At 52.3% G+C, this 23,653-nt stretch carries 18 protein-coding genes; 13 read left to right on the top strand and 5 right to left on the bottom strand.

Going from position 1 to position 23,653, the window contains the following annotated elements; translation table 11 throughout:
* Positions 1 to 124: 124 nt before the first annotated feature.
* The 4 genes from ACTOY7_RS05910 to ACTOY7_RS05895 all read left to right on the top strand — a co-directional run bounded on the left by ACTOY7_RS05910 (position 125) and on the right by ACTOY7_RS05895 (position 6,894).
* Positions 125 to 2,566 (top strand): hypothetical protein, encoded by a 2,442-nt coding sequence (locus ACTOY7_RS05910; RefSeq protein WP_482670582.1) that lies wholly within the window; start codon positions 125 to 127, stop codon positions 2,564 to 2,566.
* A complete protein-coding gene (locus ACTOY7_RS05905) occupies positions 2,563 to 3,954 on the top strand; it encodes a hybrid sensor histidine kinase/response regulator (RefSeq protein WP_482670583.1) in 1,392 nt (463 codons plus the stop codon). Before ACTOY7_RS05910 ends, ACTOY7_RS05905 begins: the two co-directional genes overlap by 4 nt.
* Positions 3,955 to 3,983: 29 nt before the next feature.
* Positions 3,984 to 5,378: an alanine/glycine:cation symporter family protein gene (locus tag ACTOY7_RS05900; protein ID WP_160283121.1), complete on the top strand. Its 1,395-nt coding sequence runs from the start codon at positions 3,984 to 3,986 to the stop codon at positions 5,376 to 5,378.
* A 121-nt stretch (positions 5,379 to 5,499) separates the two neighbouring features.
* A complete protein-coding gene (locus ACTOY7_RS05895) occupies positions 5,500 to 6,894 on the top strand; it encodes an MATE family efflux transporter (protein WP_160283120.1) in 1,395 nt (464 codons plus the stop codon).
* Here the strand turns inward: ACTOY7_RS05895 and ACTOY7_RS05890 are convergent.
* A complete protein-coding gene (locus ACTOY7_RS05890; protein WP_160283119.1) occupies positions 6,851 to 7,603 on the bottom strand; it encodes a TMEM164 family acyltransferase in 753 nt (250 codons plus the stop codon). The two genes, ACTOY7_RS05895 and ACTOY7_RS05890, sit on opposite strands and share 44 nt — an antisense overlap.
* Before the next feature lie 274 nt (positions 7,604 to 7,877).
* Here ACTOY7_RS05890 and ACTOY7_RS05885 point away from each other — a divergent pair, with 274 nt between their 5' ends.
* From ACTOY7_RS05885 to ACTOY7_RS05870, 4 genes are all read left to right on the top strand, one after another.
* A complete protein-coding gene (locus ACTOY7_RS05885; protein WP_160283118.1) occupies positions 7,878 to 9,017 on the top strand; it encodes a glucose-1-phosphate adenylyltransferase in 1,140 nt (379 codons plus the stop codon).
* Position 9,018: 1 nt separating this feature from the next.
* Positions 9,019 to 10,134, top strand: coding sequence for a glucose-1-phosphate adenylyltransferase subunit GlgD (gene glgD, locus ACTOY7_RS05880; RefSeq protein ID WP_160283117.1), 1,116 nt, complete (start codon positions 9,019 to 9,021; stop codon positions 10,132 to 10,134).
* A 285-nt stretch (positions 10,135 to 10,419) separates the two neighbouring features.
* Entirely contained in the window at positions 10,420 to 11,763 is a 1,344-nt protein-coding gene (locus tag ACTOY7_RS05875) for an MATE family efflux transporter (protein ID WP_160283116.1), read from the top strand.
* A 95-nt stretch (positions 11,764 to 11,858) separates the two neighbouring features.
* A complete protein-coding gene (locus ACTOY7_RS05870; protein ID WP_160283115.1) occupies positions 11,859 to 12,785 on the top strand; it encodes a DMT family transporter in 927 nt (308 codons plus the stop codon).
* 104 nt (positions 12,786 to 12,889) lie between these two features.
* On the opposite strand, the gene ACTOY7_RS05865 is transcribed toward ACTOY7_RS05870, so the two are convergent.
* From ACTOY7_RS05865 to ACTOY7_RS05850, 4 genes are all read right to left on the bottom strand, one after another.
* Complete coding sequence (locus ACTOY7_RS05865; RefSeq protein ID WP_482670584.1) at positions 12,890 to 14,320, bottom strand: UDP-N-acetylmuramoyl-tripeptide--D-alanyl-D-alanine ligase; 1,431 nt, start codon at positions 14,318 to 14,320, stop codon at positions 12,890 to 12,892.
* A complete protein-coding gene (locus ACTOY7_RS05860) occupies positions 14,317 to 15,393 on the bottom strand; it encodes a D-alanine--D-alanine ligase (RefSeq protein ID WP_160283113.1) in 1,077 nt (358 codons plus the stop codon). Before ACTOY7_RS05860 ends, ACTOY7_RS05865 begins: the two co-directional genes overlap by 4 nt.
* A gap of 71 nt (positions 15,394 to 15,464) precedes the next feature.
* Positions 15,465 to 16,913: a nicotinate phosphoribosyltransferase gene (locus tag ACTOY7_RS05855; protein ID WP_160283112.1), complete on the bottom strand. Its 1,449-nt coding sequence runs from the start codon at positions 16,911 to 16,913 to the stop codon at positions 15,465 to 15,467.
* Positions 16,914 to 16,997: 84 nt separating this feature from the next.
* A complete protein-coding gene (locus ACTOY7_RS05850; RefSeq protein ID WP_482670585.1) occupies positions 16,998 to 17,732 on the bottom strand; it encodes a lysophospholipid acyltransferase family protein in 735 nt (244 codons plus the stop codon).
* Positions 17,733 to 17,994: 262 nt separating this feature from the next.
* Between ACTOY7_RS05850 and ACTOY7_RS05845 the strand changes: the two genes are divergently transcribed.
* The 5 genes from ACTOY7_RS05845 (at position 17,995) to ACTOY7_RS05825 (ending at position 23,607) form a co-directional block, all read left to right on the top strand.
* A complete protein-coding gene (locus ACTOY7_RS05845) occupies positions 17,995 to 18,420 on the top strand; it encodes a protease complex subunit PrcB family protein (protein WP_160283110.1) in 426 nt (141 codons plus the stop codon).
* An 84-nt stretch (positions 18,421 to 18,504) separates the two neighbouring features.
* On the top strand, positions 18,505 to 20,064 hold the full coding sequence (locus ACTOY7_RS05840) for a DUF3794 and LysM peptidoglycan-binding domain-containing protein (RefSeq protein ID WP_160283109.1): 1,560 nt from the start codon (positions 18,505 to 18,507) through the stop codon (positions 20,062 to 20,064).
* A 188-nt stretch (positions 20,065 to 20,252) separates the two neighbouring features.
* A complete protein-coding gene (locus tag ACTOY7_RS05835) occupies positions 20,253 to 21,467 on the top strand; it encodes a 6-phosphofructokinase (protein ID WP_160283108.1) in 1,215 nt (404 codons plus the stop codon).
* An 89-nt stretch (positions 21,468 to 21,556) separates the two neighbouring features.
* On the top strand, positions 21,557 to 23,251 hold the full coding sequence (dnaX, locus tag ACTOY7_RS05830) for a DNA polymerase III subunit gamma/tau (RefSeq protein WP_160283107.1): 1,695 nt from the start codon (positions 21,557 to 21,559) through the stop codon (positions 23,249 to 23,251).
* Between the two features lie 2 nt (positions 23,252 to 23,253).
* On the top strand, positions 23,254 to 23,607 hold the full coding sequence (locus ACTOY7_RS05825) for a YbaB/EbfC family nucleoid-associated protein (protein ID WP_160283106.1): 354 nt from the start codon (positions 23,254 to 23,256) through the stop codon (positions 23,605 to 23,607).
* Positions 23,608 to 23,653: the final 46 nt, after the last annotated feature.

The raw sequence follows: 23,653 nt of genomic DNA, 5'->3' as shown, positions 1-23,653 counted from the left end.
TGCGGTTTACGGCAATGCAGATCGTAACAGGAATCGCTGTATTTATACCGGCGCCGGATAAATCTGCCGCTCGGTATCGTATCTGCTACGCAGACGGATTACGACAAAAAAGGAGGTATTGCAGATGAGGATAAAAATGCATCTGCTGGGAACGGGCACTGCGGTGCTGCTCTCGGTATATGCGGTTACGGCCTATGCAGGCCAGGGAATCAGGGAACAGAAGAGCAAAGGAGAGGATCTCACCATGCCGGAGATCCGGTATGAGGAGCCGGAAGGCGGTCGGGACTATTATAAATCAGTCCCGGAAATCCGTATCGTACATCGGCAGACCGGCGCGGTCACAAAATATGAATTTTTGTCGGCAGATCATGCTAAAAAGACGGGAAGCCTGGAGCTGATGGACGGTCAGGACGAAGAAAGCGTATATCTGCCGGAAGATATTTTCGAGGACGGAGAAAACGTCCTTCACGTATGGATGGAAAAATATCCCAATGAGCCCAATGAAGGAGAAATAGGAGAGGATGGAACAGAAGGAACCGAAACCGGAGGAGAAGGATCGGAAGGAAGCGGAACCGGAGGAGAAGGATCGGAAGGAAACGGAACCGGGGGAGAAGGATTGGAAGAAAACGGAGCCGGGGGAGAAGGATCGGAAGGAAACGGAACCGGGGGAGAAGGATCAGAAGAAAACGGAACCGGGGGAGAAGGATCGGAAGGAACCAGAACTGAAGGAGATGGAACAGAGGGAAGCGGAAGCGAAGGAAATGTACCGGAAGGAAGCGGAAGCGAAGAAGATGGAAAGAAAGGAAGCGGAAGCGAAGAAGACGGAACAGGAAAACACGAGCCAGGAGAACACAGTTCAGGCGAAAATGGGTCCGGAGAACAAGGAACAGAAGGAAAAAATCCGGAAAATCCGGATCCGGAGATCGTGTTTGAAAAAGAAATCTGCTTTCGGATTGACACAAAGAAGCCTCAAAAGGTTCATTTTTCATACAACAGGGCAATCCTAGACGGTTCCATCCTGACAAACGAGCCTGTAGAGCTGACATTGAAAAGCTCGGATGAGGGCAGCGGCATGGAAGCCATCTGCTATAAGACAGGAGACGGAACATCAGGAGTGCTGACAGGAGACAGCGGAAGCATTGTGTTGAATCCGGGGTTTCGCGGACAGATAGAGGCATACGCTGTGGATAAAGCCGGAAATCAATCGGAACCGGAGCTGTCGGTAATGCTTCTCTGTGAAAACCAGTCTCCCGAGATTCTGATTGAAATTGAGGGGAGTCCGGATGCCTGGCGTTCAAACCCGCTGAGAGTGAACGTAAAGGTAACTGATCCGGGTTTGAGTGCCGGAATCCAGTGTCTGAAATGCTATGCCGGAGGTGAGATCGCGGTTCACCGGGAAAATGAAGCTCAAACGGGGATTACATCCATGGAGGACGGATTTACGGTGGATATTCCGTCAGAAGGCGGAAAAGGAATCCCGGTGGTTGTTGAAGCGCTGGATTGGGCTGGCAATTTTCAATCGGACAGCACACAGGTTTATATCGACAAGGCAGCTCCGGTGATTCAGAGTGAAGGCATTCATGACCGCATGATCGCGGGAGAACCTGTAAAAGGCAAGATGCGGATCCGGGAAGAAAACGACCTTGCGTCTGCCGGCATGAAGGTCTGGAAAGTCACTTCTGATAAAAAGAAAGAACTGGTCGAGGAAAAGAAGAAAGAGCCGGAGCCTTTTTCCGGCGCTCAGGACATCGAATGGGACATTGCTCTGGAAGAGGACGGGATGTATGATATCCGGATGACCGCAAAGGACAGGGCGGGCCATGAGAGCAGGCAGGACAGCCGGGTCATTGTGGATCAGAGCAACCCGGTGATCCGCTATGTGGATCAGATGCAGGGGGTATATGTACCGTATTTTCAATGGAATTACGGAAAAGAAGAGGTGGTACAGGATGAGACGGACTATTCCTATGACATTTTTCTGGACGGAGCATTCTACACCACAGGGAAAAAAATAACAAAGGAAGGAGTGAGGATGCTGCAGGTCAGGGCTGTGGATGCCGCAGGAAATGAATCTACAGCGGAGGCGGTGTTCCTGATCGACCATACACCGCCCAGGATCCGGGTCTATGATGTGGAGGACGGCGGTTCGTACGAGGACATGGCCGCCGTCAGCATTTCCGTGGACGGGAAAGGGGAATATCTGAAGGAAATCATGGTAAACTCCGAAAAAATGAAGCTGGAGGCGGACTGCCAGATTTTTACCCGGTCGTTTCAGGAGCCGGGAGACTATCAGATCCTGGTCCGGGCAGAGGATCTGGCGGGAAACCAGGAACAGGAGCAGGTGACATTCCGGATCGAGGAAGAAAAGCAACTGTCGGGGGGCGTTTTGAAACCGATCACCAGGATCTTCAGAAATGTGGACCGGGCGCCCGCCAGAGGAACGCGGCTCCAGGATACAGAACAGGAAAAAAGCCCGGCAGTCCTATGGCTTATGCTGTGTTTTGCAATGGCCGGGGGTGCGTTTCTGCTGAGACAGAAAATATGGAATAGAAGGTGGAGGTCATGAATAAAGAAAGTAAAGTGATACGTATGATCCTGTTCGGCCTCAGTGTGACAAGCTTCAGTATTGCGGCGGGAGTCTATATCTGGCAGCTCTATAAGACGGCGTCAAGCATGCCGGTGTTCATTATGCTGTCCGTTTTTCTGATATTGCCGGCCATGATGATATCCCATCAAAATTCGAGGATTGCGGCGGAAAAAGCAAAAGCGCAGAGCGAATTTTTATCCAATATGAGCCATGAGATACGAACCCCACTCAACGGCCTGATCGGACTGAACCATATGATGATGCTCAATATCGACAAGGTGGAGCAGGAGCAGCAGAAGGAACAGGTGAAGGACTGGATTCAAAAATCCTACGGCACGGCGAGCTATCTGCTCTCTCTTGTAAATGACGTTCTGGACGTATCCAAGCTCCAGGCCGGCAAAGTGGACCTGACCATGGAACCGGTCATGCTGGAAACCATGCTGGATGCCGTCTGGTCCATGCAGCATGACAATATTGTAAACCGGGGCGTGGAGTTTAGGATTGAAAAAGAGATTTCCATTCCCTGTATCGAAACCGATGGAACACGGATCAAACAGGTGTTGATGAATATCATCGGCAATGCGGCTAAATTTACACCCGCGGGAGGACGGATCACCCTGTTGGTAAGTCAGAGAAGAATAGACAAAACCCGTGTGGAAATGCAGTATCGCTGTGAGGACACCGGGATCGGGATGAGCGAAGAATTTGTGGAAAAGATTTTCGAACTGTTCAGCCAGGAAAAGAATCCTGCATCCCAGGGGGTAAAGGGGACCGGTCTCGGCATGCCGCTAAGCCGCCTGATCGTAGAGTCTATGGGCGGGAAGATCCATGTGGAAAGCAAGGTTGGCCGGGGGAGCACATTTACCGTAGTCATTCCATCCGCAATTGCGGAAGCAGCGCCGGATTACGGGAATCGAATGTCACAGAACGGTGTCTGCCCGGAGACAAAAAAGAAACCTGGCAGTGGGAAAACGATCCGAATCCTGCTGGCGGAGGATAACGAGCTGAATTCGGAAATCCTGCTGGAAATCCTGACAGAAAGGGAATTCCAGGTCGTGCATGCGGAGAACGGACAGGAAGCAGTCCAAAAATTCAAGGAATCCGCGCCCGGGGAATTTGACATCATACTGATGGATATGCAGATGCCGGTCATGGATGGCTGCGGTGCATCAAAAGAAATACGGAAGCTGGACAGGCCGGATGCAAAAACCATTCCGATCTTCGCCTGCACCGCCAATACATTCAAGGAAGACCGGGACAGGGCAATGGAAAGCGGAATGAATGATTTCCTTTCGAAGCCCATTGACGTGAATATCCTTCTGGAAAAACTGGCATTCATATCCGGCCGGCAGGATTCATATACATAGAAGCAATAGGCCCCACGGAAGGTTCGTTCATGTCCTGCATCATTGATATTATCCAGTCTCTGCAGAAGTTTCTGTGGAGCCTGCCCATGCTTGTGATCCTGCTGGGCACGCATATTTATTTTACGGTACGCCTGCATGTGATCCAGAGAAAGATTCCCCAGGGGATCCGGCTCAGCATTTCCGACCGGGAGGAGGCCGGCAGCCGAAAAGGGGAAAAGGCAGGACGGGAAGGGAATGTATCGCCCTTTTCTGCGCTTGCCACATCTCTTGCGGCCACCATCGGAACGGGAAATATTGTCGGGATATCCACGGCAGTTGCCATCGGAGGCCCGGGAGCTGTTTTCTGGTGCTGGATCACCGGCGTACTGGGCATTGCGACTTGCTACGCCGAATGCTATCTTTCCGTACGTTTCCGCATGAAACAAGAGGACGGTACATTTCGGGGTGGTCCTATGTATGTGATGGAACATGTGCTGCATCAGAAAAGCGCTGCGGTATTGTTTGCATTTTCGGTGATCCTGGTATCGCTGGGGATGGGAAGCAGCGTGCAGTCCCATTCCATTGCGGCCGCGGTCCTGGAGCAGAAAGCAGTTTCGCCGCAGCTGATCGGTCTTGCGGCAGCGGCTCTTACAGGGATTGTGATCGTGGGCGGGGCAGGGCAGATCGCTAAGATCTGTACATGGCTTGTTCCCTTTATGAGCATCTTTTATCTGGGAGGCTGCTTTCTTCTGATCTGGTTGAACCGGGGAGTCCTGCCGGAGACGCTGCTGGCCATACTTCAATCTGCGTTCTCCTCCCGTTCGGTCATCGGCGGGGCGGCAGGAACGGCGGTCATGACCGGGATACGGGCCGGGATCTCCCGGGGGCTGTTTACCAATGAGGCAGGACTGGGATCGATCCCAATGGCCGCGGCTGCTGCCCGGACCGATTCCCCCAGGCAGCAGGGGCTGGTATCTATGACCGGAACGTTCTGGGATACGGTAGTCATGTGTGCGATCACAGGGATAGCGGTAGTCAGCAGTATGCTGAAGAGTCCGGAGATTTTTAAGACGGCCTCGCCCGACCAGCTCTGTTTCCTTGCGTTTTCTCAGTTAGACGGTGTGTTCCGGGATGTCTTTTCGGCCCTTCGAATACCGGGCAGTCTTTCCGTGGACGGCAGCCTGGTGCTTTCGGCGGCACTGGTATTATTTGCGTTTGCTACGATCATCGGCTGGAATTTTTACGGGGAATGTGCAGTCAGATATTTGTGGGGAGAAAAAGGATTGAGGCAGTATCATGTGCTGTATATTTTAGCCGTATACCTGGGGGCGGTCCTGTCGCTGGACCTTGTATGGACGCTGTCCGACCTGTTCAATTCGTTTATGGCTCTGCCAAATCTGCTCTGCCTGTGGATGCTGCGTAGAGTTGTGATCAAAAATCAATGAGGATGGTCTTGTACAGGTACATATAATCAGTTATACTTAGGAAAGATTTGGAAATATAAGAAAAAATTTTCATTTGTACGGTACAGATGGAAAAATTGATATACAGGACAGGAGATAAAAAATGCTGCAGAACAACATAACGGAAAAAAGAACCTTTTACGGACGGATCTTTAAGCTGGTGCTGCCGATCATTATCCAGAACCTTCTGAGTTCCGCCGTCAGCTCGGCAGATGTGATCATGCTGAATTATGTGGGCCAGTCAGCCATATCCGCCGTATCACTGGCATCCCAGTACGCCAATATCCTCTTTATGGTATTTTACGGGCTGGGTACAGGAGCTACCATATTGTGCGCGCAGTACTACGGCAAGGGGAATCTGGAAGCAATCCAGGTTGTAGAGGGGATCGCTCTGCGCTTTTCACTGGCGATATCCATGCTGTTCTGCGGAATCGCGCTTTTCATTCCGGAGATGATGATGAAGCTGTTTACCAATGACGCGGAGCTGATCGCGGTGGGGGCCTCCTACCTGCGTTTCATGAGCATCAGCTATCTTTGCTGCGGTATTGCGGAGGTATATCTTGCAATCCTGCGCAGTGTGGAGCAGGTCGTGATCAGTACGGCGCTCAATATCCTGGCGTTTTCACTCAATATCATCCTGAATGCAGTCTTTATCTTCGGACTGCTCGGCGCTCCCAGGCTTGGAGCGGCAGGAGTGGGACTTGCCACGTCTATCTCCAGACTGGTGGAGCTGGTCGCCTGCTTTGCGGTATCCTACTTCAAAAGTACCATTAAGCTGAACCTCAGATATCTGTTTGTGAGCAACAGGCCGCTGTTCCAGGATTTTGTGAGACTGTCCCTGCCTGCGCTGGGAAATGACATTGTATGGAGCGTTGCGTTTGCCATGTACTCGGTGGTCATGGGACATATGGGGACGGATGCGGTGGCCGCCAATTCCTTTGTCGTTGTGGTCCGCAATTTCGGAACCATACTTTGCTTTGGAATGGCAAATGCAGGGGGGATCCTGCTTGGAAATGTGATCGGGGAAAATAAGATCGAAGAAGCGCGGGACGGCGCGAAGAAGCTGATGAAGCTGACGGTGATCTCCGGAGCCATCGGAGGGCTGATCGTGGTTGCGGCAATGCCGATCGTACTGACATACGCATCCTCCTCCTTAAGCCCGCAGGCCATGCATTATCTGAAATGCATGCTGTGGATCAATACATATTACATCATGGGAGTGGCGGTCAATACCACGCTGATCGCGGGGGCCTTTCGGGCAGGGGGCGACAGCCGGTTCGGATTTATCTGTGATACGATCGTCATGTGGTGCTATGGGGTTCCGCTCGGATTCCTGGCGGCGTTTGTGTTCAAGCTCCCTGTGATGTGGGTTTATTTTCTGCTGTGTACCGATGAATTTGTAAAATGGCCATGGGTACTCCGGCATTACCGCGGCGGAAAGTGGCTCAACAATATCACACGGGACGACCTGTTCCGGAAGGATGAGAGCGGCATATAGCAGCATACCGGGGCAGGAGCAGCTTCCACAGAAGAAACAGAAGTCCGGCTCCCAGGATGGTCATGCCGATGTAGAGAAAGATCACGGTAAGGTTGCCGAGCAGAGGAACCAGATCATAAAATATGATCTGTTCCATTCGGTATGCCGGATTGATATAAAACATGTTGATGATTCCGAAGCGGCCGCAAATGTGGTTGATCCCGGCTGCAACGGCGCAGCAGGCCAGATAGAAAAGGGCGGCGCGTTTAAAATCCTGCGGGTATGGAGGAACAGACGGCTCCTTCCGATCAACATTCGAAAGGGAGGCGTATCCTTCCAATTCATAAGCGAAAGCAGCCAGGATCCCGATCCAGATCAGAAGCACATGCCATGCGTAAGAATGAAATGTCAGTGCGGGGATCGGGTAATGGAGCCCGCTGGTATCCGCAAAGACGGCGATCCCTCCCAGCAATCCGAAGGTCATGAGGAAGGTCAGCAAGGTACGGCGCAAAAAGGGGCTTTTCGCATACGGAAGAACCAGCAGAACATACATGGGAACACTGCAGAGCTGGAACGGAAAATATCTCCAGTCATAGGAGCCATGATTCAGAAAAAAAGTCAGGCAGGCCTGCTTCCAGATCTCGGAAAAAAGCATCAGCATACCGCAGATCCGGAAAAAGGTTTGAATGCGGTACGGAAAAGAAGGGGACATTCTGAAATTTCTGATCATAATAAAAATCTCCTTTTCTCATAAAAGTATCTGATTGATAAGATCCAATAAAATTGGGGGGCAATAGTATAGTGTTTACAGATATATTTTACAAATTCATGAAAAAAACGGCTGTCTGTAATAAAGAATATCAGTGCCTTTAGCATCCTGCAAGCAGAAGAACCAAAATTTTCTATATTTTAAGGTGTTTTTTGCATGAAATTGTAGAAAAAATGTCGAATTGATTGTATAATAGAAAGCAGTTACTATTTATCTATGAAAGAGAGGGTTCACTATGAAGCAAAATAATATGGTAGCAATGATTTTAGCCGGCGGCCGAGGGTCGCGGCTGCACGATCTGACCAATAAAGTTGCCAAGCCTGCCGTTTCATACGGCGGAAAATACCGTATCGTGGATTTTCCGCTGAGCAATTGCGCAAACAGCGGGATTGACGTTGTCGGAGTATTGACCCAGTATGAGTCGGTATTGCTGAACAGCTACGTGTCCATGGGCCGCCGCTGGGGGCTGGACGCGAAGGGCAGCGGGGTTTATGTTCTGCCGCCGCGTGAGAAGGCTGACGCGAATCTGGACGTATACCGCGGAACTGCGGATGCGATCTCACAGAATATTGATTTTATAGATACATATAATCCGGAATACCTTCTTGTACTTTCCGGAGACCATATCTACAAGATGAATTATTCCAAGATGCTGGATTACCATAAGGAAAACAAGGCGGATGCCACCATCGCCGTGATCGAAGTTCCCATGCGCGAAGCAAGCCGGTTCGGTATCATGAACGCCAATGAAGACGGCGTGATCTACGAATTTGAAGAGAAGCCGGAGAAGCCGAAGAGCAATCTTGCTTCCATGGGGATCTATATCTTTGACTGGAAGCAGCTCCGCAAGCTGCTGGTCGCGGATATGAAGAACCCGGATTCGAACCACGATTTCGGCAAGGACATCATCCCCACGCTTTTGAACGACGGCAAGAGACTGCTTGCGTACAAGTTCAAGGGCTATTGGAAGGACGTAGGAACTATTGATTCCCTTTGGGAAGCCAATATGGATCTTCTGGATAAAAAGAATGAACTCGACTTAAGTGACCCTACCTGGAAAATTTATACAGAAGATGTTACAACCCTGCCTCATTATGTAGGAGCAGAAGCGGACATCAAGCGCGCCTTTATCACACAGGGCTGTGTGATCGAGGGTGAAGTGAAGAATTCCGTATTGTTTACCGGCGCGAAAGTAGGCGCCGGAGCAAAGATCATCGACAGCGTACTCATGCCGGGCGTATCAGTGGAAGAAGGCGCAGTGGTTACCCGCGCCCTGGTTGCGGACGGAGTGAAGATTGGAAAAGAGGCTGTCGTGGGAAGCGCGGACAGCGAACATATCGAGCTGGTTGCGAAGCGTGTAAAGGGGGTTGAATAATATGGCTAAAGCATTTGGTATTGTGAATACATCCGGTAATCATATATGGGTTGAGGGACTTGAGAGCCACCGTACGATCGGGGCGTTCTCTTTCCTGGGAAGATATCGTGTGATTGATTTCCCGATTTCCAATTTCAGTAACAGCGACATTGAGCAGATCAAGGTTTTTGTCAGGAGAAAACCGCGCTCTCTGATCGACCATCTTGGAACAGGACGTCATTACAGCATCAATTCCAAGCGGGGCAAGCTGCAGGTATTGTTTTCACAGAACAGTTCTGAGAATGACATCTACAATACGGATATTGCGGCATTTTATGAGAACATTGACTGCATTGAGAGAATGCATGAGCAGTATGTGATCATCACGCCGAACTTTATGGTGTTCACACAGAATTTTGATACCCTGCTTCAGACACATATCGAATCCGAAGCAGACATTACGATGCTGTATCATTCCGTAGACAATGCGAAGGAGATGTATCTGAACTGCGACTTGCTGAACCTGAACAAGCAGAAGGGCGTGCTGTCTATCGAGAAGAACCGGGGAACCGCAAAGAACAGGAACATTTCCATGGATACCTATGTGATGAAGAAGGACCTGTTTGTAGAGCTGATTAAAAAGGCAAGAAAGATTTCCTCCATGTATACGCTGGCGCAGATTGTAAACAAGGAATGCGAAGAGCTGGACATCCGGGGAGTTGCGCATCGCGGATACTTCGCGACGATCACAGATTTCAAGAGCTACTATGACGCAAACCTGTCCCTGATCGACGGCAAGACGGCAGCCAGCCTGTTTGACGAGGACTGGCCGATCTACACGCGCACCAACGATTCCAGCCCGACACAGTACTTTGAGGACAGCAGCGTGAAGTATTCGGTTGTCTCCAACGGATGCCTGATCGAAGGAACCGTGGAAAATTCCGTGATCGGACGCGGATGCGTGATCAAGAAGGGAGCGGTTGTGAAAAACAGCGTGATCCTTCCGGGGGCGCTAATCGGAGAAAACGCTCACATTGAGAACCAGGTTGTGGATAAGCGTGCCAAGATCATACGTGCAAAAGAAGTGATTGCGCCGCCTGAAAAACCGGGATATGTACGCCGGGAAGATACACTGTAGAGCATGAGCTGCTTTTCCGTATAGCCGTATAAGCGGCAGTATAATGATAAGGTACATAAGGGAATGTCTAATGCTTCGGCGCGGACATTCCCTTTTTATACGGAAAAATCAGTGAACCAACAAGCCTATGCTCAGATAAAACTTCTTATCAATACACCAGAAGATATAGAAAATCTGTCAAAGAGACAGTTTTGCAGAAAACAATAAAAAACAATTTACACGTTGATAAAAAAATTATATAATGGGCTGGATATATAAAAATGAATCAGGAAAGGGGAAGATCAGATGAAGCTGGATTTGATCAATGGGAAGCCGGGGCGCTCCATGCTGCTTTTTGCGCTGCCGATGATCATTGGAAATCTGTTTCAGCAGTTCTATAACATGGCGGACTCTGTGATCGTCGGAAATCTTGTGGGGGAGGACGCGCTGGCGGCCGTAGGGGCGTCGTATTCCTTTACGACAGTGTTCATCATGGTGGCGATCGGCAGCGGAATGGGTGCTTCGGTCCTTGCAAGCCAATATCTGGGGGCAAAAAAATATCGGGAGATGAAGACATCGATCTACACGTTTCTGATTGCGTTCGGCATTTTCAGTGTGCTGATGGCATTGCTGGGCTTTTTCGTGAATCCGGCGATCCTGCATGCCTTGAAGACTCCGGAAAATATATTTGGAGACGCGGTTCTGTATCTGCAGATCTATTTTGCGGGGCTGCCGTTCATGTTTATGTACAATATACTATCCGCAAACTTCAACGCCCTGGGAAAGTCTCAGATCCCGCTGATGCTTTTGATCTTTTCCTCGATCTTAAATGTAGTGCTGGATCTGTGGATGGTGGCGGTACTGAAGCTGGGGGTGGCGGGAGTCGCCATTGCGACCGTGATCGCGCAGGGCATCTCTTCCGTGATCTCCTTCGGTATCCTGATGCGGCTTCTAAAGCAATATGAGACGGAAGGCAAGGTGGAAAAGTTTGACTCCGCCATGTTTTCCAGCGGGGTTCGGATTGCGGTTCCTTCCATCATACAGCAGTCTATCGTCAGCATTGGAATGCTGCTGACCCAGTCCGCGGTGAACCAGTTCGGATCTTCAGCAGTAGCTGGGTATTCAGCCGGAATGCGTCTGGAATCGGTGTGTGTGGTGCCCATGATCGCGACCGGGAATGCCATGTCCACCTTTACCGCACAGAACCTGGGCGCGGGGAATCAGGACCGGGTGGAGGAAGGCTACCGCGCGGCATTTCAGATCGTAATTGGCTTCGGCGCGGGGATCATCCTGCTCTCACAGCTGTTTTACGGCCCGATCGTTTCCATGTTTGTAAAGGCAGCGGAATCTCCGGTCGCATTTTCAACCGGGACGGCATATCTGAGGTTTACCGGATGGTTTTTCTGCTTCCTTGGTTTTAAAGCGATAACGGATGGGATTTTACGTGGAGCCGGGGATGTGAAGGTATACATGATCGCAAACCTGGTCAACCTGGGGCTGCGGGTGTCGGTGGCACAGCTCTGTTCCCCTCTGTTCGGGATTCAGTTTGTCTGGTATGCGGTGCCGTTGGGATGGTTTGTAAACTTTGCGATCTCATTCCTGTGGTATCGGACGGGGAACTGGAAGCGGAAAAAGCTGATCGAGAACTGAGAAAATATTCCTGATCTACAGGCCGCTGGTTAACCGGTGAGCGAAAACAAAAAATACGATCATCCGGCATGCCCGGATTTGGGAGGAAATGTAAGATGAATCATAACTTGAAATATAATTTTCTGCTGATGCTGGCAGCTCTGATCTGGGGAAGCGCATTTGTTGCTCAGAGTGTGGGAATGGACTACCTGGGCCCCTTTTCCTTTAACTGTGTGCGAAGCTTCATGGGAAGCCTGGTGCTGCTTCCCGTGATCTGGTTCATGGACCGGCAGAAAAAGGAGACAGCAGAACACGATGGGCAGAAGACGGAAGAAGGGACAAGGGAACAGAACAAGAAAGTACTGCTCTCCGGCGGCTTATGCTGCGGTGTAATCCTGACCTTGTCCACCTCTCTGCAGCAGATCGGTATCAAGTATACAACCGCAGGAAAAGCAGGATTTATTACTGCGCTTTATATCCTGATCGTGCCGCTTCTGGGGCTGATCCTCGGCAAAAAGGTGGGGAACAAGACCTGGCTCGGCGTGGCTCTGGCAGTGGCGGGGATGTACCTGCTCTGCATCAAGGAAGGCTTCTCCATTTCCTATGGAGACTTCATGGTGCTTCTGTGCGCGCTAGTCTTTTCCCTGCATATCCTGGCTGTAGACTATTTCTCGCCTAGGGTGGACGGCATCCGGCTTTCCTGTATCCAGTTTTTTGTCTGCGGATGTATCAGCGCAGTTCCCATGCTGGTGTGGGAGCATCCGGAGATCTCTCAGATTATTCGGGCATGGCAGCCGCTGGCCTATGCGGGAGTCCTTTCCAGCGGGGTGGCGTATACTCTGCAGATCGTGACGCAGAAGCATCTGAATCCCACCGTAGCCTCCCTGCTGATGAGCCTGGAATCTGTCTTTGCGGTGCTGACCGGATGGCTGGTCCTGAACGAGCGTCTCTCTCTGAAGGAACTGCTGGGGTGTGTCTTGGTATTTACCGCGATCATACTGGCCCAGCTTCCGCAAAAGCAAAAAAAGCCAGCCGTAAAATAAAGTAACAGAAAAACAGCCGAAGCAGAAAAAACTGCTGAAGGCTGTTTTTACTATAATATGAGGATCAGATCGCCCGTCACAAAAAAGGCGGCTCAGATGATCGTTCAATTTTTCTCCAGAAACTCTACAATCTCCGGAAATTCCATCATATGGGAAGCCTTGACTAGTATGGAATCCCCGGCCTTTAGTAAGGCGCCTGCGTCTGCAAGAAAATCAGCCTTTGACTGATAATGAAAGACGGCAGTGCTCCCGGTATCGGAAGCTGCGGTAGATTCCGATACAAAATCTTTGCCGACGGACGCCTGCGCCTTGCCGACGGTCCGGGCACCCTCCGCAATCTCTTCCGCCATTTCCCCGATACAGACCAGGACATGGATTCCAAGCTCTGCGGCATACCGGCCGACCTCCTGGTGAAGGGACTTCCAATTCTCACCCAGCTCCCCCATGTCCCCCAGGACTGCGACGGTCCTGGTATCTGCCTTCGCCAGTACGTCCAGGGATGCCTTCATGGACGCGGGATTGGCGTTATAACAGTCGTCGATGATGGTGAAGTGTTCAGTCTCGATCAGATGGTTGCGTCCCGCAAGGGGAACCAGGGCTTCGATTCCGACTCGGATCTCCTCATCCGTCAGTCCCAGGATGCGTCCCACCGCAGTGCCCGCCATGGCGTTATGCACCATATGGCTTCCAGGGATGGAGATATGGGCCGTAAAACGGGAATCCGGCGTGATAAATTCCGCGTCGGTTCCCCGCAGCCCCCGGTCCGTCACATGCTCCGCCCGGAAGCGGCAGTACTCACCCAGGCCGAAATAAACCGGGGACAGTCCGTTTTCCGGGATAAATGTACTCAGCTTGTCGTCATCCCCGTTGAATACAATGTGTCCCTCCGGGTTCATGAAGGCAAGCATCTCTGTCTTGGCTTTTAGGATGCCGTCCCTGTCTTTCAGCTGTTCCAGATGCGCGCAGCCGATATTGGTAATGACGCAGATATCCGGCCTTGCGATCCTGGCAAGACGCGTCATCTCCCCAAAATCGCTGATTCCCATTTCCAAGACCGCGACTTCGTGCTCCTCCCGCAGATTGAATACGGTCAGCGGCAGGCCTACCTCATTGTTAAAGTTCCCTTCCGTTTTCAGCACACAGTACTTCTGCGACAGCACGGAAGCGATCATTTCCTTTGTACTGGTCTTTCCCACACTGCCGGAGATGCCCACCACCCGGATGTCCAGGGAACGGCGGTAGTGCTCCGCCAGGTCTTTCAGCGCCTGGCGGCAGGATTCCACGCGGATATATGGAAAAGACACGTCACCCAGATCCCTTTCCGAAAGGGCGCATAAGGCTCCGGCTTCGATGGTCTGAGGGATCAGGTCATGCCCGTCCACCCGGGCCCCCTTGATGGCAATGAACAGGCTGTCTTTCTGTACCTTCCGGCTGTCGATGGTGACAGAGGAAACCTCCTTTGCGGCAGAACTGCCGCCCCCGTGAAGGACTCCTCCGCAGGCTTTTGCAATCTCGGTCAACGTCATATGCTTCATAGGGTGCCCGTCCTTTCCCCCGCGTACCGCTCTTCCATGGATTTTTTGATGATCCATTCACACAGGTCGCCGTACTCCATGCCCGCGGCTTTGGCTTCCTTGGGCAGGAGGCTTGCCTCGGTCATGCCTGGCAGGGTGTTGACCTCCAGACAGTATAGCCTTCCCTCCTCATCCAGCAGAAAATCCGCACGGCTGTAGACATTCAGCTTCAGGACATGGAAGGCGCGTACGGCCAGCGCCTGCATGCGACGGGTGATCTCATCACTGAGATCGGCAGGGCAGATCTCCTCGGTCGCGCCGGCCTGGTACTTATTGGCATAGTCGAAAAACCCCGTCTTCGGAATGATCTCGATCGGCGGCAGCGCCTTTCCGTCCAGGATCCCGCAGGCAAATTCCCGCCCTTTGATGTATTCCTCAATGACCACCTCGTCCTCCATCTCAAAGGAAGCCGCCAGGGCATGGTCGTATTCCTCTTGGGTATGGGTGATATAGACGCCGATGCTGGAACCGCCGGAGCAGGGCTTGACGACCACGGGGAGGGACAGCCCCAGGTCCGGAAGTGCCTTCTTGTTCTTATTCTTATGGATGCAGACGCCCTTCGGGGTACTGACCCCGGTCTCCTGGAAAATGTGTTTCGTGATCCCCTTATCCATGGCGATCGCGCATCCCAGAGAATCCGGCCCGGTATACCGGATGCCCAGCAGGTCAAAGGTGGCCTGCAGTTTTCCGTTTTCTCCCTCGCCGCCGTGGAGCCCTAAGAACGTCATGTCCGCCATGCGGCACAGTTCGATCACGTTGGGGCCTAAAAAGGAGGCCGACTGATCCGGGCGGGAAGCCCTGACAGCCGTCAGGTCCGGGGCTTCGGTGCGGATTCGGTCCGCGATATGCAGGCCATGATCCGGGAGGGTGAACACCTCCTCCAGACGATCCTTTTCATAGGGGAGTCCCATGAACACATCCAGAAGAAATGCATCGTGGCCCTTCTCCAGTAGTGTGCGGCAGATCCCCGCGCCTGATACAAGGGAAACATCACGCTCGGGGCATAAGCCGCCGGCCAGTACAATAATTTTCATAAATGATACCTCTCTTTGATTGATAAACAGTTCATGTGCCGCATGTTTCGTGCGGCACGTCTGGTCATATGTTATTTACTCATCTCATTCAACAGCTTTTCCTTCGTGTCGTATAATTTCTGCGACAGGTCCACATATACCCGGTGGGGGAAGAACAGACGCTTCGTCTCATCCCACAGCGTTTCCTTCTCCTGACGGCAGTACGCCGCGATCTCCATGACGGAGGGCGACTGGTATACGCACTCGCCGTTGATGAAGATAGGCTTTAAGATCTCTGTCATCCGATAGCTTCCGCCCGGCAGACGGGTCTTTTTCCAGGTCGCGTTGGGGTCAAAGAGCAGCAGGTCCTGATCCGTGTCAAAGGTCTCGTCAGCAAAACAGATCAGATCCGCGCGGATCTTTCCGGTCTCTTTATCATATACACGGAAAATAGTTTTGTTGCCTGGATTGGTGATCTTTTCCGTATTTTCGGAAATTTTGATCTTGGGGGCAAATTCCCCGTCCGCCCCCTGGATGGCCGCCAGCTTGTATACACCGCCGAAGGAGGGACAGCCCTTGGAGGTGATCAGATTGGTCCCAACACCCCAGGAGGTAATCTTCGCTCCCTGCATCTTCAGGTCATGGATCAACATCTCATCCAGGTCGTTAGAAGCCGCGATGACCGCATCGGGAAATCCTGCGTCATCCAGCATCTTACGGGCCTGCTTGGACAGATAAGCCAGGTCGCCGCTGTCCAGGCGGATGCCGTAAGACTTGGGATGGATTCCCTGCTCCCGCATCTCCCGGAATACCCGGATGGCATTGGGAACGCCGGATTTCAGCGTGTCGTAGGTATCTACCAGCAGAGTACAGGCATCCGGATACAATTTTGCGTATTCCTTGAATGCCGTGTATTCATCCTTGAAGCTCATGATCCAGCTATGGGCGTGTGTCCCCATGATCGGAACGTCGAACATCTGCCCGGCCAGCACGTTGGAGGTGCCCACACAGCCGCCGATGACAGCCGCCCTTGCGCCGTAAAGCCCGGCGTCCGGCCCCTGGGCCCTGCGCAGGCCGAATTCCATGATGCCGTCCCCCTGAGCCGCGTAAACGACACGGGACGCCTTGGTGGCGATCAGGCTCTGGTGGTTGATGATATTGAGGATCGCTGTCTCCACAAGCTGAGCCTCCATGATCGGCGCGATGACCTTGAGCAGCGGCTCCTTCGGGAAAATGACCGTACCCTCGGGGATGGCATAGATGCTCCCGCTGAAATGAAAGCCGCTTAAGTACTGCAGGAAATCCTCGCTGAAAATGCCCAGCTTCCGGAAATAATCCACATCATCATAAGAAAAATTCAGGTTCTTGATATATTCGATGACCTGCTCTAAGCCTGCCATGACGGAATAACCGCCTTTATCCGGATTTTCCCGGAAAAATACGTCGAATACAACGGTTTCATTTTCCTGTGTCTCATAATAGCCCTGCATCATGGTCAGCTCATACAGATCGGTGAGCAGGGTCAGATTTTGTGTTCTCATACATAATCTCCTTTTTTCGGATTGATAAAAACTTCTGCGGCGCGCGGAAGCACGCGCGGCCTGTCATACCACAGGGGGCCGTTTTTATACCAGTTCCGCGTTTTTACGGATCGTGGACTGGATGATCTCCTGTACATACGGCCCGATATGCCGCTTCTGGTCCTTTTCCAGATCATTCGGATAGATGGGCTTCCCGTACTCGATCACCACATGCGCCTTCTTGATCTTCGGAAGCTGGTTCTCGAAGATGGCGCTGGTGTTGTTCATGGAAATGGGGACGATGGCGCAGTTGGTCCTGGTGGCGATCTTAAACGCGCCGTCCTTGAAAGGCAGCATGCTTAGTTCCTCCCCGCTGTTGCGCGTCCCTTCCGGGAAGATACAGATGGAGATACCGTTCTGGATCTGCTCTATGGCCTGCAGGATCGTCTTTAAGCCTTCTTGCGGATTTTCCCTGTCCAGGAACAGGCAGTATACAAAACGCATCCATGTGGAGAGCAGCGGGATCTTTTCCATCTCCTTCTTCGCCACATAGCCGGTCAGCCGCCGACATCGGGAATAGGTCAGCAGGATGTCGAAAAAGCTGCGGTGGTTGGCTACGAACAGAACCGGCTCATCCGGGATATTCTCCTCCCCAATGACCGTGGCTTGAACTCCGGTGATCCACAGAATGACCTTAAAGCCCCACTGGACAATACGCAGGGAACTGTAGTCTCGCTTTTCACGGTCAAACTTTCCGATCAGCCATTCGAGAAAAAAGACAGGAATGGAAAGGATCAGGAATAAGATTAGAAATACGGCAAGACAGATAAAACGGATCATAGGCATAACCTCTTTCATATTCAAAATCTTTTCCAACTGGATTAGTGGATTGGAGGCTCTCCGGAGCATTCATCCGTACAGCTGGAATCTCTTCCGCCGTAAAAACGGCGGTCAGCGGCAGTTTTTCAACACTGCCGTTTCTATATTATAACAAAAACTGCAGGTGCAGACAATGGAATTGTAACGAATTTTCATAAGATGGAGAATAAACAGAAGCTTTTGCCAATATGCTTATAGAGAGAATAGATGCGGGGGCTGTATTATGGAGCATAAGCGGGGGATCCTCCTGGGCTGCCTGGCGGCAGGCTTCTTATTGATTTTCATGCTCACAGGCTGCGTGTCGAGGCCGCAGAAAACAGAAAAGCTGCGGGATCTGGAGTTTACCGTGATGAGTAAGGAGGATGTGCCGGAGGAATTTCAGGAGCAGATCCTGCAGCATCAGGATCTGCCGTTCAGGCTGACTTATACCGACCAGGGGAGGCTCTATATTGCGGAGGGATACGGCGCGCAGCTGAAAACAGGCTATAGCGTGGAGGTGGAGGGACTTTACGAAACCTCTAACGCCATTTACTTCCATACCAACCTGCTGGGGCCGGAAAAAGGAGAAGAGACAAAGGAGGTCACGACATTTCCTTATGTGGTCGTGATGCTGGACGCGATTGATAAGACCGTGGTATTTGACAGCTGATCGGAAAGGACGGGAGGCGCAAAAAGGCGGATATCCGAAAACAATCGAAAACAAGACAATAACGAAAGGCGGAGGGGAAGCAATATGGAATTGATTCAGAAACAGGTACATTATACGCAGGAGGGCAAACGAACCTTTGACCAGTTCTACCTGGACGAGGACTTAAATGTTCCGGATACAAAGGACGATGTGAAGCAGATCATCCAGGGGACCGCGTCGGCGAAGGTGGAGGAGATCCGGCTCACCGAGAACTATCTGCGGATCTCCGGAAAGCTGTATTATCAGATCTTATATATGACGGACTCAGCAGAGACGCGGCCTGCGGCGCTGGAAGGGAAACTTCCCTTTGAGGAGATGGTCTACATGGACAGCGGGGAGATGACGGAGTATTTCATCCAGAATATCCGGGTGGAATTTACCTCCACCCTGGTACATTCCAGGAAGCTGAGCATCCGCGCTATGGTGGAAATGGAGATCGGCAGGGAGAAGCTGGAGGATGAGGCCACGGTCATCGACGTAGAGGCGCCGATCCAGGTGTACAGGAAAAAACGCCGGGTCAACCTGCTGGAGCTCCATACCACGAAAAAGGATACATACCGTATCAAAGAGGAGATCACCCTGCCGGGCACCAAGGAGAGTGTGGGCCAGGTCCTGCTCAGCAATATCAGCAGCCGGAAGCTGGAGATCCGCATGGGCCAGGATGAACTGCGGCTGAGCGGGGAACTGCTGGTATTCTGCATGTACCTTTCCGATGAAGGAAAAACAGACTGGCTGGAGGCCAGCGTTCCGTATGAAGGGCGGATCGAATGTACCGGAGTGACCGAGGAAATGTACTACCACGTGCAGAATTCACTGGACGATACATTGATGGATGTCCGCCTGGATGAGGACGGGGAGATGCGGATTCTGGGAATTGAGGGAACACTGGTCCTGCGGATGAATATTTACCAGGAAGAGGAATTAGAGCTTTTGGAGGACCTGTATTCCCTGGAGCAGAACTGCCGGTTCGACACCCGGGAGGCGGTCTACGAAGAGCTTCTGATCCAGAACCATTCCAAATGCAAGGTATCAGAGCGGCTTTCCCTGCCGGAGCTCAAGGACGATGTACTGCAGATTTGCCACAGCGAAGGTACGGTGCAGATGGAACACATGGAACAGATCGAGGAAGGGATCCAGATCGAAGGGATCCTGCATCTCTCTTTCCTGTATCTGCGGGCGGACGATGAGATGCCCTTCGGAAGCTGGCAGGGCATGGTGCCGTTCAGCTGGCTGCTGGAATGCCCGGGCATCACGAAGGACGCGCGCTATAATCTGGCCTACCATGTGGAGCAGCTCTCGGTGAACCTGGCGGGCAGCGAGGCCGTGGAAGTGAAGGCTGTGCTGGCGTTTGACACCTTTATGCGCAAGCCGGTGTTCATGCAGGTGATCACCGGTGTGGAGCCGGAGCCTTTATCCATGGAGGAAATGGAGAAACGGCCGGGAATCGTGGGCTATATTGTCAAGAACGGCGACGACCTGTGGGACCTTGCGAAAAAATATATGACCACGGAGGAGAGCATCCAGGAAATGAATGGATTGGAGAGCGATAAGATCAAGGCGGGGGATAAATTATTGATTTTTAAAGAAAATATGAGCATCCTGTAAGGCGCGGAGTGAACTCCAACTTTTCACGATTCGGTTATTTGATTTTTTTGCCGTTTGTGTTATGATACTATACAGGAAATGCCGGAGACAGTATTGGATCCGGCCTCTTGCCGTAAAGCGGCTTGGCCGGATTCACTGCTGTTCACAGCAGCCAGATATCATTACAGATCAAGGAGGAGAAAAAGGATATGTTACGGATTGGTATGTTGACAAGCGGCGGAGACTGCCAGGCATTGAACGCGGCAATGCGGGGCGTGGTAAAGGGAATCTTTTCCGCAAGGGATGATGTAGAGATCTACGGATTCCAGGATGGCTACAGAGGGTTGATCTATTCCGATTTTAAAATGCTCACTTCCAGGGATTTCTCCGGGATCCTGACACGGGGAGGCACGATTCTGGGAACCTCCAGACAGCCGTTCAAGATGATGCGCGTGCCGGATGAGAACGGACTGGACAAGGTGGAGGCTATGAAGCATACGTACCATAAGCTGAGCCTGGACTGCCTGGTGATCCTGGGCGGAAACGGCACCCACAAGACCGCCAATATGCTGCGGGAGGAAGGCCTGAACGTGATCACGCTGCCTAAGACCATTGACAACGATCTGTGGGGGACCGAGATGACCTTTGGATTCCAGAGCGCGGTGGACGTAGCGACAGATACCATTGACAGGATCCACACCACAGCGACCTCACACAGCCGGGTATTTATCATTGAAGTCATGGGACATAAGGTGGGACATGTTACTCTCCACGCCGGAATCGCAGGCGGGGCAGATATCGTACTGATCCCGGAGATCCCTTATGACATTGACGTGATCGCGGACGTGATCCAGGGAAGGTCTGCGGCCGGAAAGTCATTTACCATACTGGCAGTGGCGGAAGGCGCGATCTCCAGGGAGGACGCGAAGCTGTCCAAGAAGGAATACAAGGAAAAGCTGGCAAAACGGAAATATCCTTCCATCGCCTATGAGCTGGCGGAGCAGATCGAGAAGGCCACCGGAAAAGAAGTGCGTATCACGGTTCCGGGCCATACCCAGCGGGGCGGCTCACCGGTTCCCTATGACCGGGTATTCTCTTCCAGAGTCGGCGCCAAGGCGGCGGATATGATCCTGAACAGCCAGTACGGCTATATGGTAGGTATGAAAAACGGCGAGACTGTGGCGGTTCCGCTGGAGGAAGTAGCAGGCAAGCTCAAGTTCGTAGATCCCAAATGCAGCCTGATCAAAGAAGCAAGGATGGTGGGCATCAGCTTCGGAGACAGAGAAGGGGACGAGCCTGCTGAGGAAATCGCGGCTGCGGAGGATGTCCGGGCAGCAGAGGCGGACACAAAGAAAGAGAAAAAAGAGAAGAAAGCCAAGAAGGACAAAAAAGAGAAAAGCAAAAAATCAAAGAAAGAAAAATAAGGAGCTGTAGAAAAATGAGTGATACAGATTGCGCAAGGTGTGTCAGTTATTTTCACACAGATCTTAAAGCTGCAGATGAGGTGTAAGTCATGTCATATACGGCACTATACAGGAAATTCCGGCCTTCCGAATTTGGAGATGTAAAGGGTCAGGAGCATATTGTTACTACATTACAGAACCAGATCAAGGCAAACCGTATCGGACATGCATATCTGTTCTGCGGGACCCGCGGGACGGGAAAGACCACGGCGGCGAAGATATTTGCCAGGGCGGTGAACTGCGAGCATCCGGTGGACGGAAGCCCCTGCGGAGAGTGTGCGATGTGCCGGTCCATCGCGGCGGGCACATCCATGAACGTGATTGAGATCGACGCGGCGTCCAACAACGGCGTGGACAATATCCGGGAGATCAAGGAAGAGGTGACCTATCGGCCCACCGAAGGGCGGTACAAGGTCTACATTATCGACGAGGTGCATATGCTGTCTTCGGGAGCCTTCAACGCGCTTTTGAAAACGTTGGAGGAGCCGCCGGAGTATGTGATCTTTATCCTGGCGACGACGGAGGTCCACAAGATCCCGGTGACCATCATGTCCCGGTGCCAGCATTACGATTTCAGAAGAATTTCCATCAATACGATCTCGGACCGTTTGAACGAGCTGATGGAAGCGGAGCGGGTAGAGGTGGAAGACAAGGCCATCCGCTATATCGCCAAGGCAGCGGACGGTTCCATGCGTGACGCCTTGAGCCTTCTGGACCAGTGCATCGCGTTCTATCTGGGGCAGAAGCTGACCTATGATAACGTGCTGGAGGTGCTGGGGGCGGTGGATACTGACGTGTTCAGCAGGCTTCTGCGCAATATCATCCGCAGAAATGTTCCGGCCGTGCTGGACACGGTGGAGGAGCTGGTGATGCAGGGCCGGGAACTCTTGCAGCTTTCCGTGGATTTTACCTGGTATCTGAGAAATCTTCTCCTGGTCAAGACTTCCGATATGCCGGAGGACGTTCTGGACGTATCCACGGAAAATCTGGCGCGGCTGAAGGAAGAGGCGGAGATGATCGAGGCGGATGTGCTGCTGCGGTATATCCGGATCTTCTCGGAGCTGACGGAGCAGCTCCGGTACGCGACGCAGAAGAGGGTGCTTCTGGAGGTGACGCTGATCAAGCTGTGTATGCCCGCCATGGAAGTAAAGACGGACAGCTTGCTGGACCGGATCCGCGCATTGGAGGAGAAGCTGGAGAAAGGGCTGGCTGCCGCGCAGACGGCAGTTCCGGCCGGGATGTATCCCGGCGGCCCGGGCGGCTATCCGGAGGGAATGTATCCGGGAGGCAGTCCGGAGGGTGGCTATCCAGGCGGTCCGGGAGGTTATCCGGAGGGCAGTTATCCAGGCGGTTATCCGGCTGGTCCGGGAAGCAAAACGGGTGCGGCTGCGAAGCAGGAGATCCCTCTGGCAATCCCGGAAGACGTACAGGAGGTGGTGAAAAATTTCCGTTCCATTGCGGAGGAAGTATCGGCTCCGGTCAGCACCTATCTCAAAAAAGCACGATTGAGCCTGGGCGGGGAGAACCGATTGATGGTGGTGCTTCCCGACGGTCTGGGCGCGTCCATTGTGGGAACAGAGGAGCATAAAAAAGAGCTGGAAGAGAAGATCGAACAGCGGATCGGAAAAAAAGTCGAGGTGGAAGTCCGGGAGATTGAAGAGGGACGCCGTTTCGAAGATACCTTTATCGATCTGGAAAAGCTCAAAGAGAAAATCAATATGGATATCATAGTGGAGGATAATTAGATATGGCGAAAAGAGGAGGATTTCCAGGCGGAGGCATGCCTGGCAACATGGCGAACCTGATGAAGCAGGCACAGAAGATGCAGCGTCAGATGGAAGAACAGGCTAAGGAAATGGAGTCCAAGGAATTTACGGCAACGGCCGGAGGCGGCGCGGTGGAAGTGACCATTTCCGGAAAACGGGAAGTGCTGAAAGTGAAGCTGGACGAAGAGGTTGTAGATCCAGACGATATCGAGATGCTGGAGGATCTGATCGTGGCGGCGGTCAATGAAGCGCTGCGTAAGGTAGAGGAAGAGTCCGGCGCGGCTATGTCAAAGCTCACAGGCGGCATGGGCGGGGGCATCCCGGGGATGTTCTGAGGAACAGCGGACTGCGTAGGATTCTAAGAGGAAGGATGCTGTTTAC

Source organism: Schaedlerella sp. (genome assembly GCF_056796775.1).
This window is presented reverse-complemented; position numbering and strand designations above follow the sequence as displayed.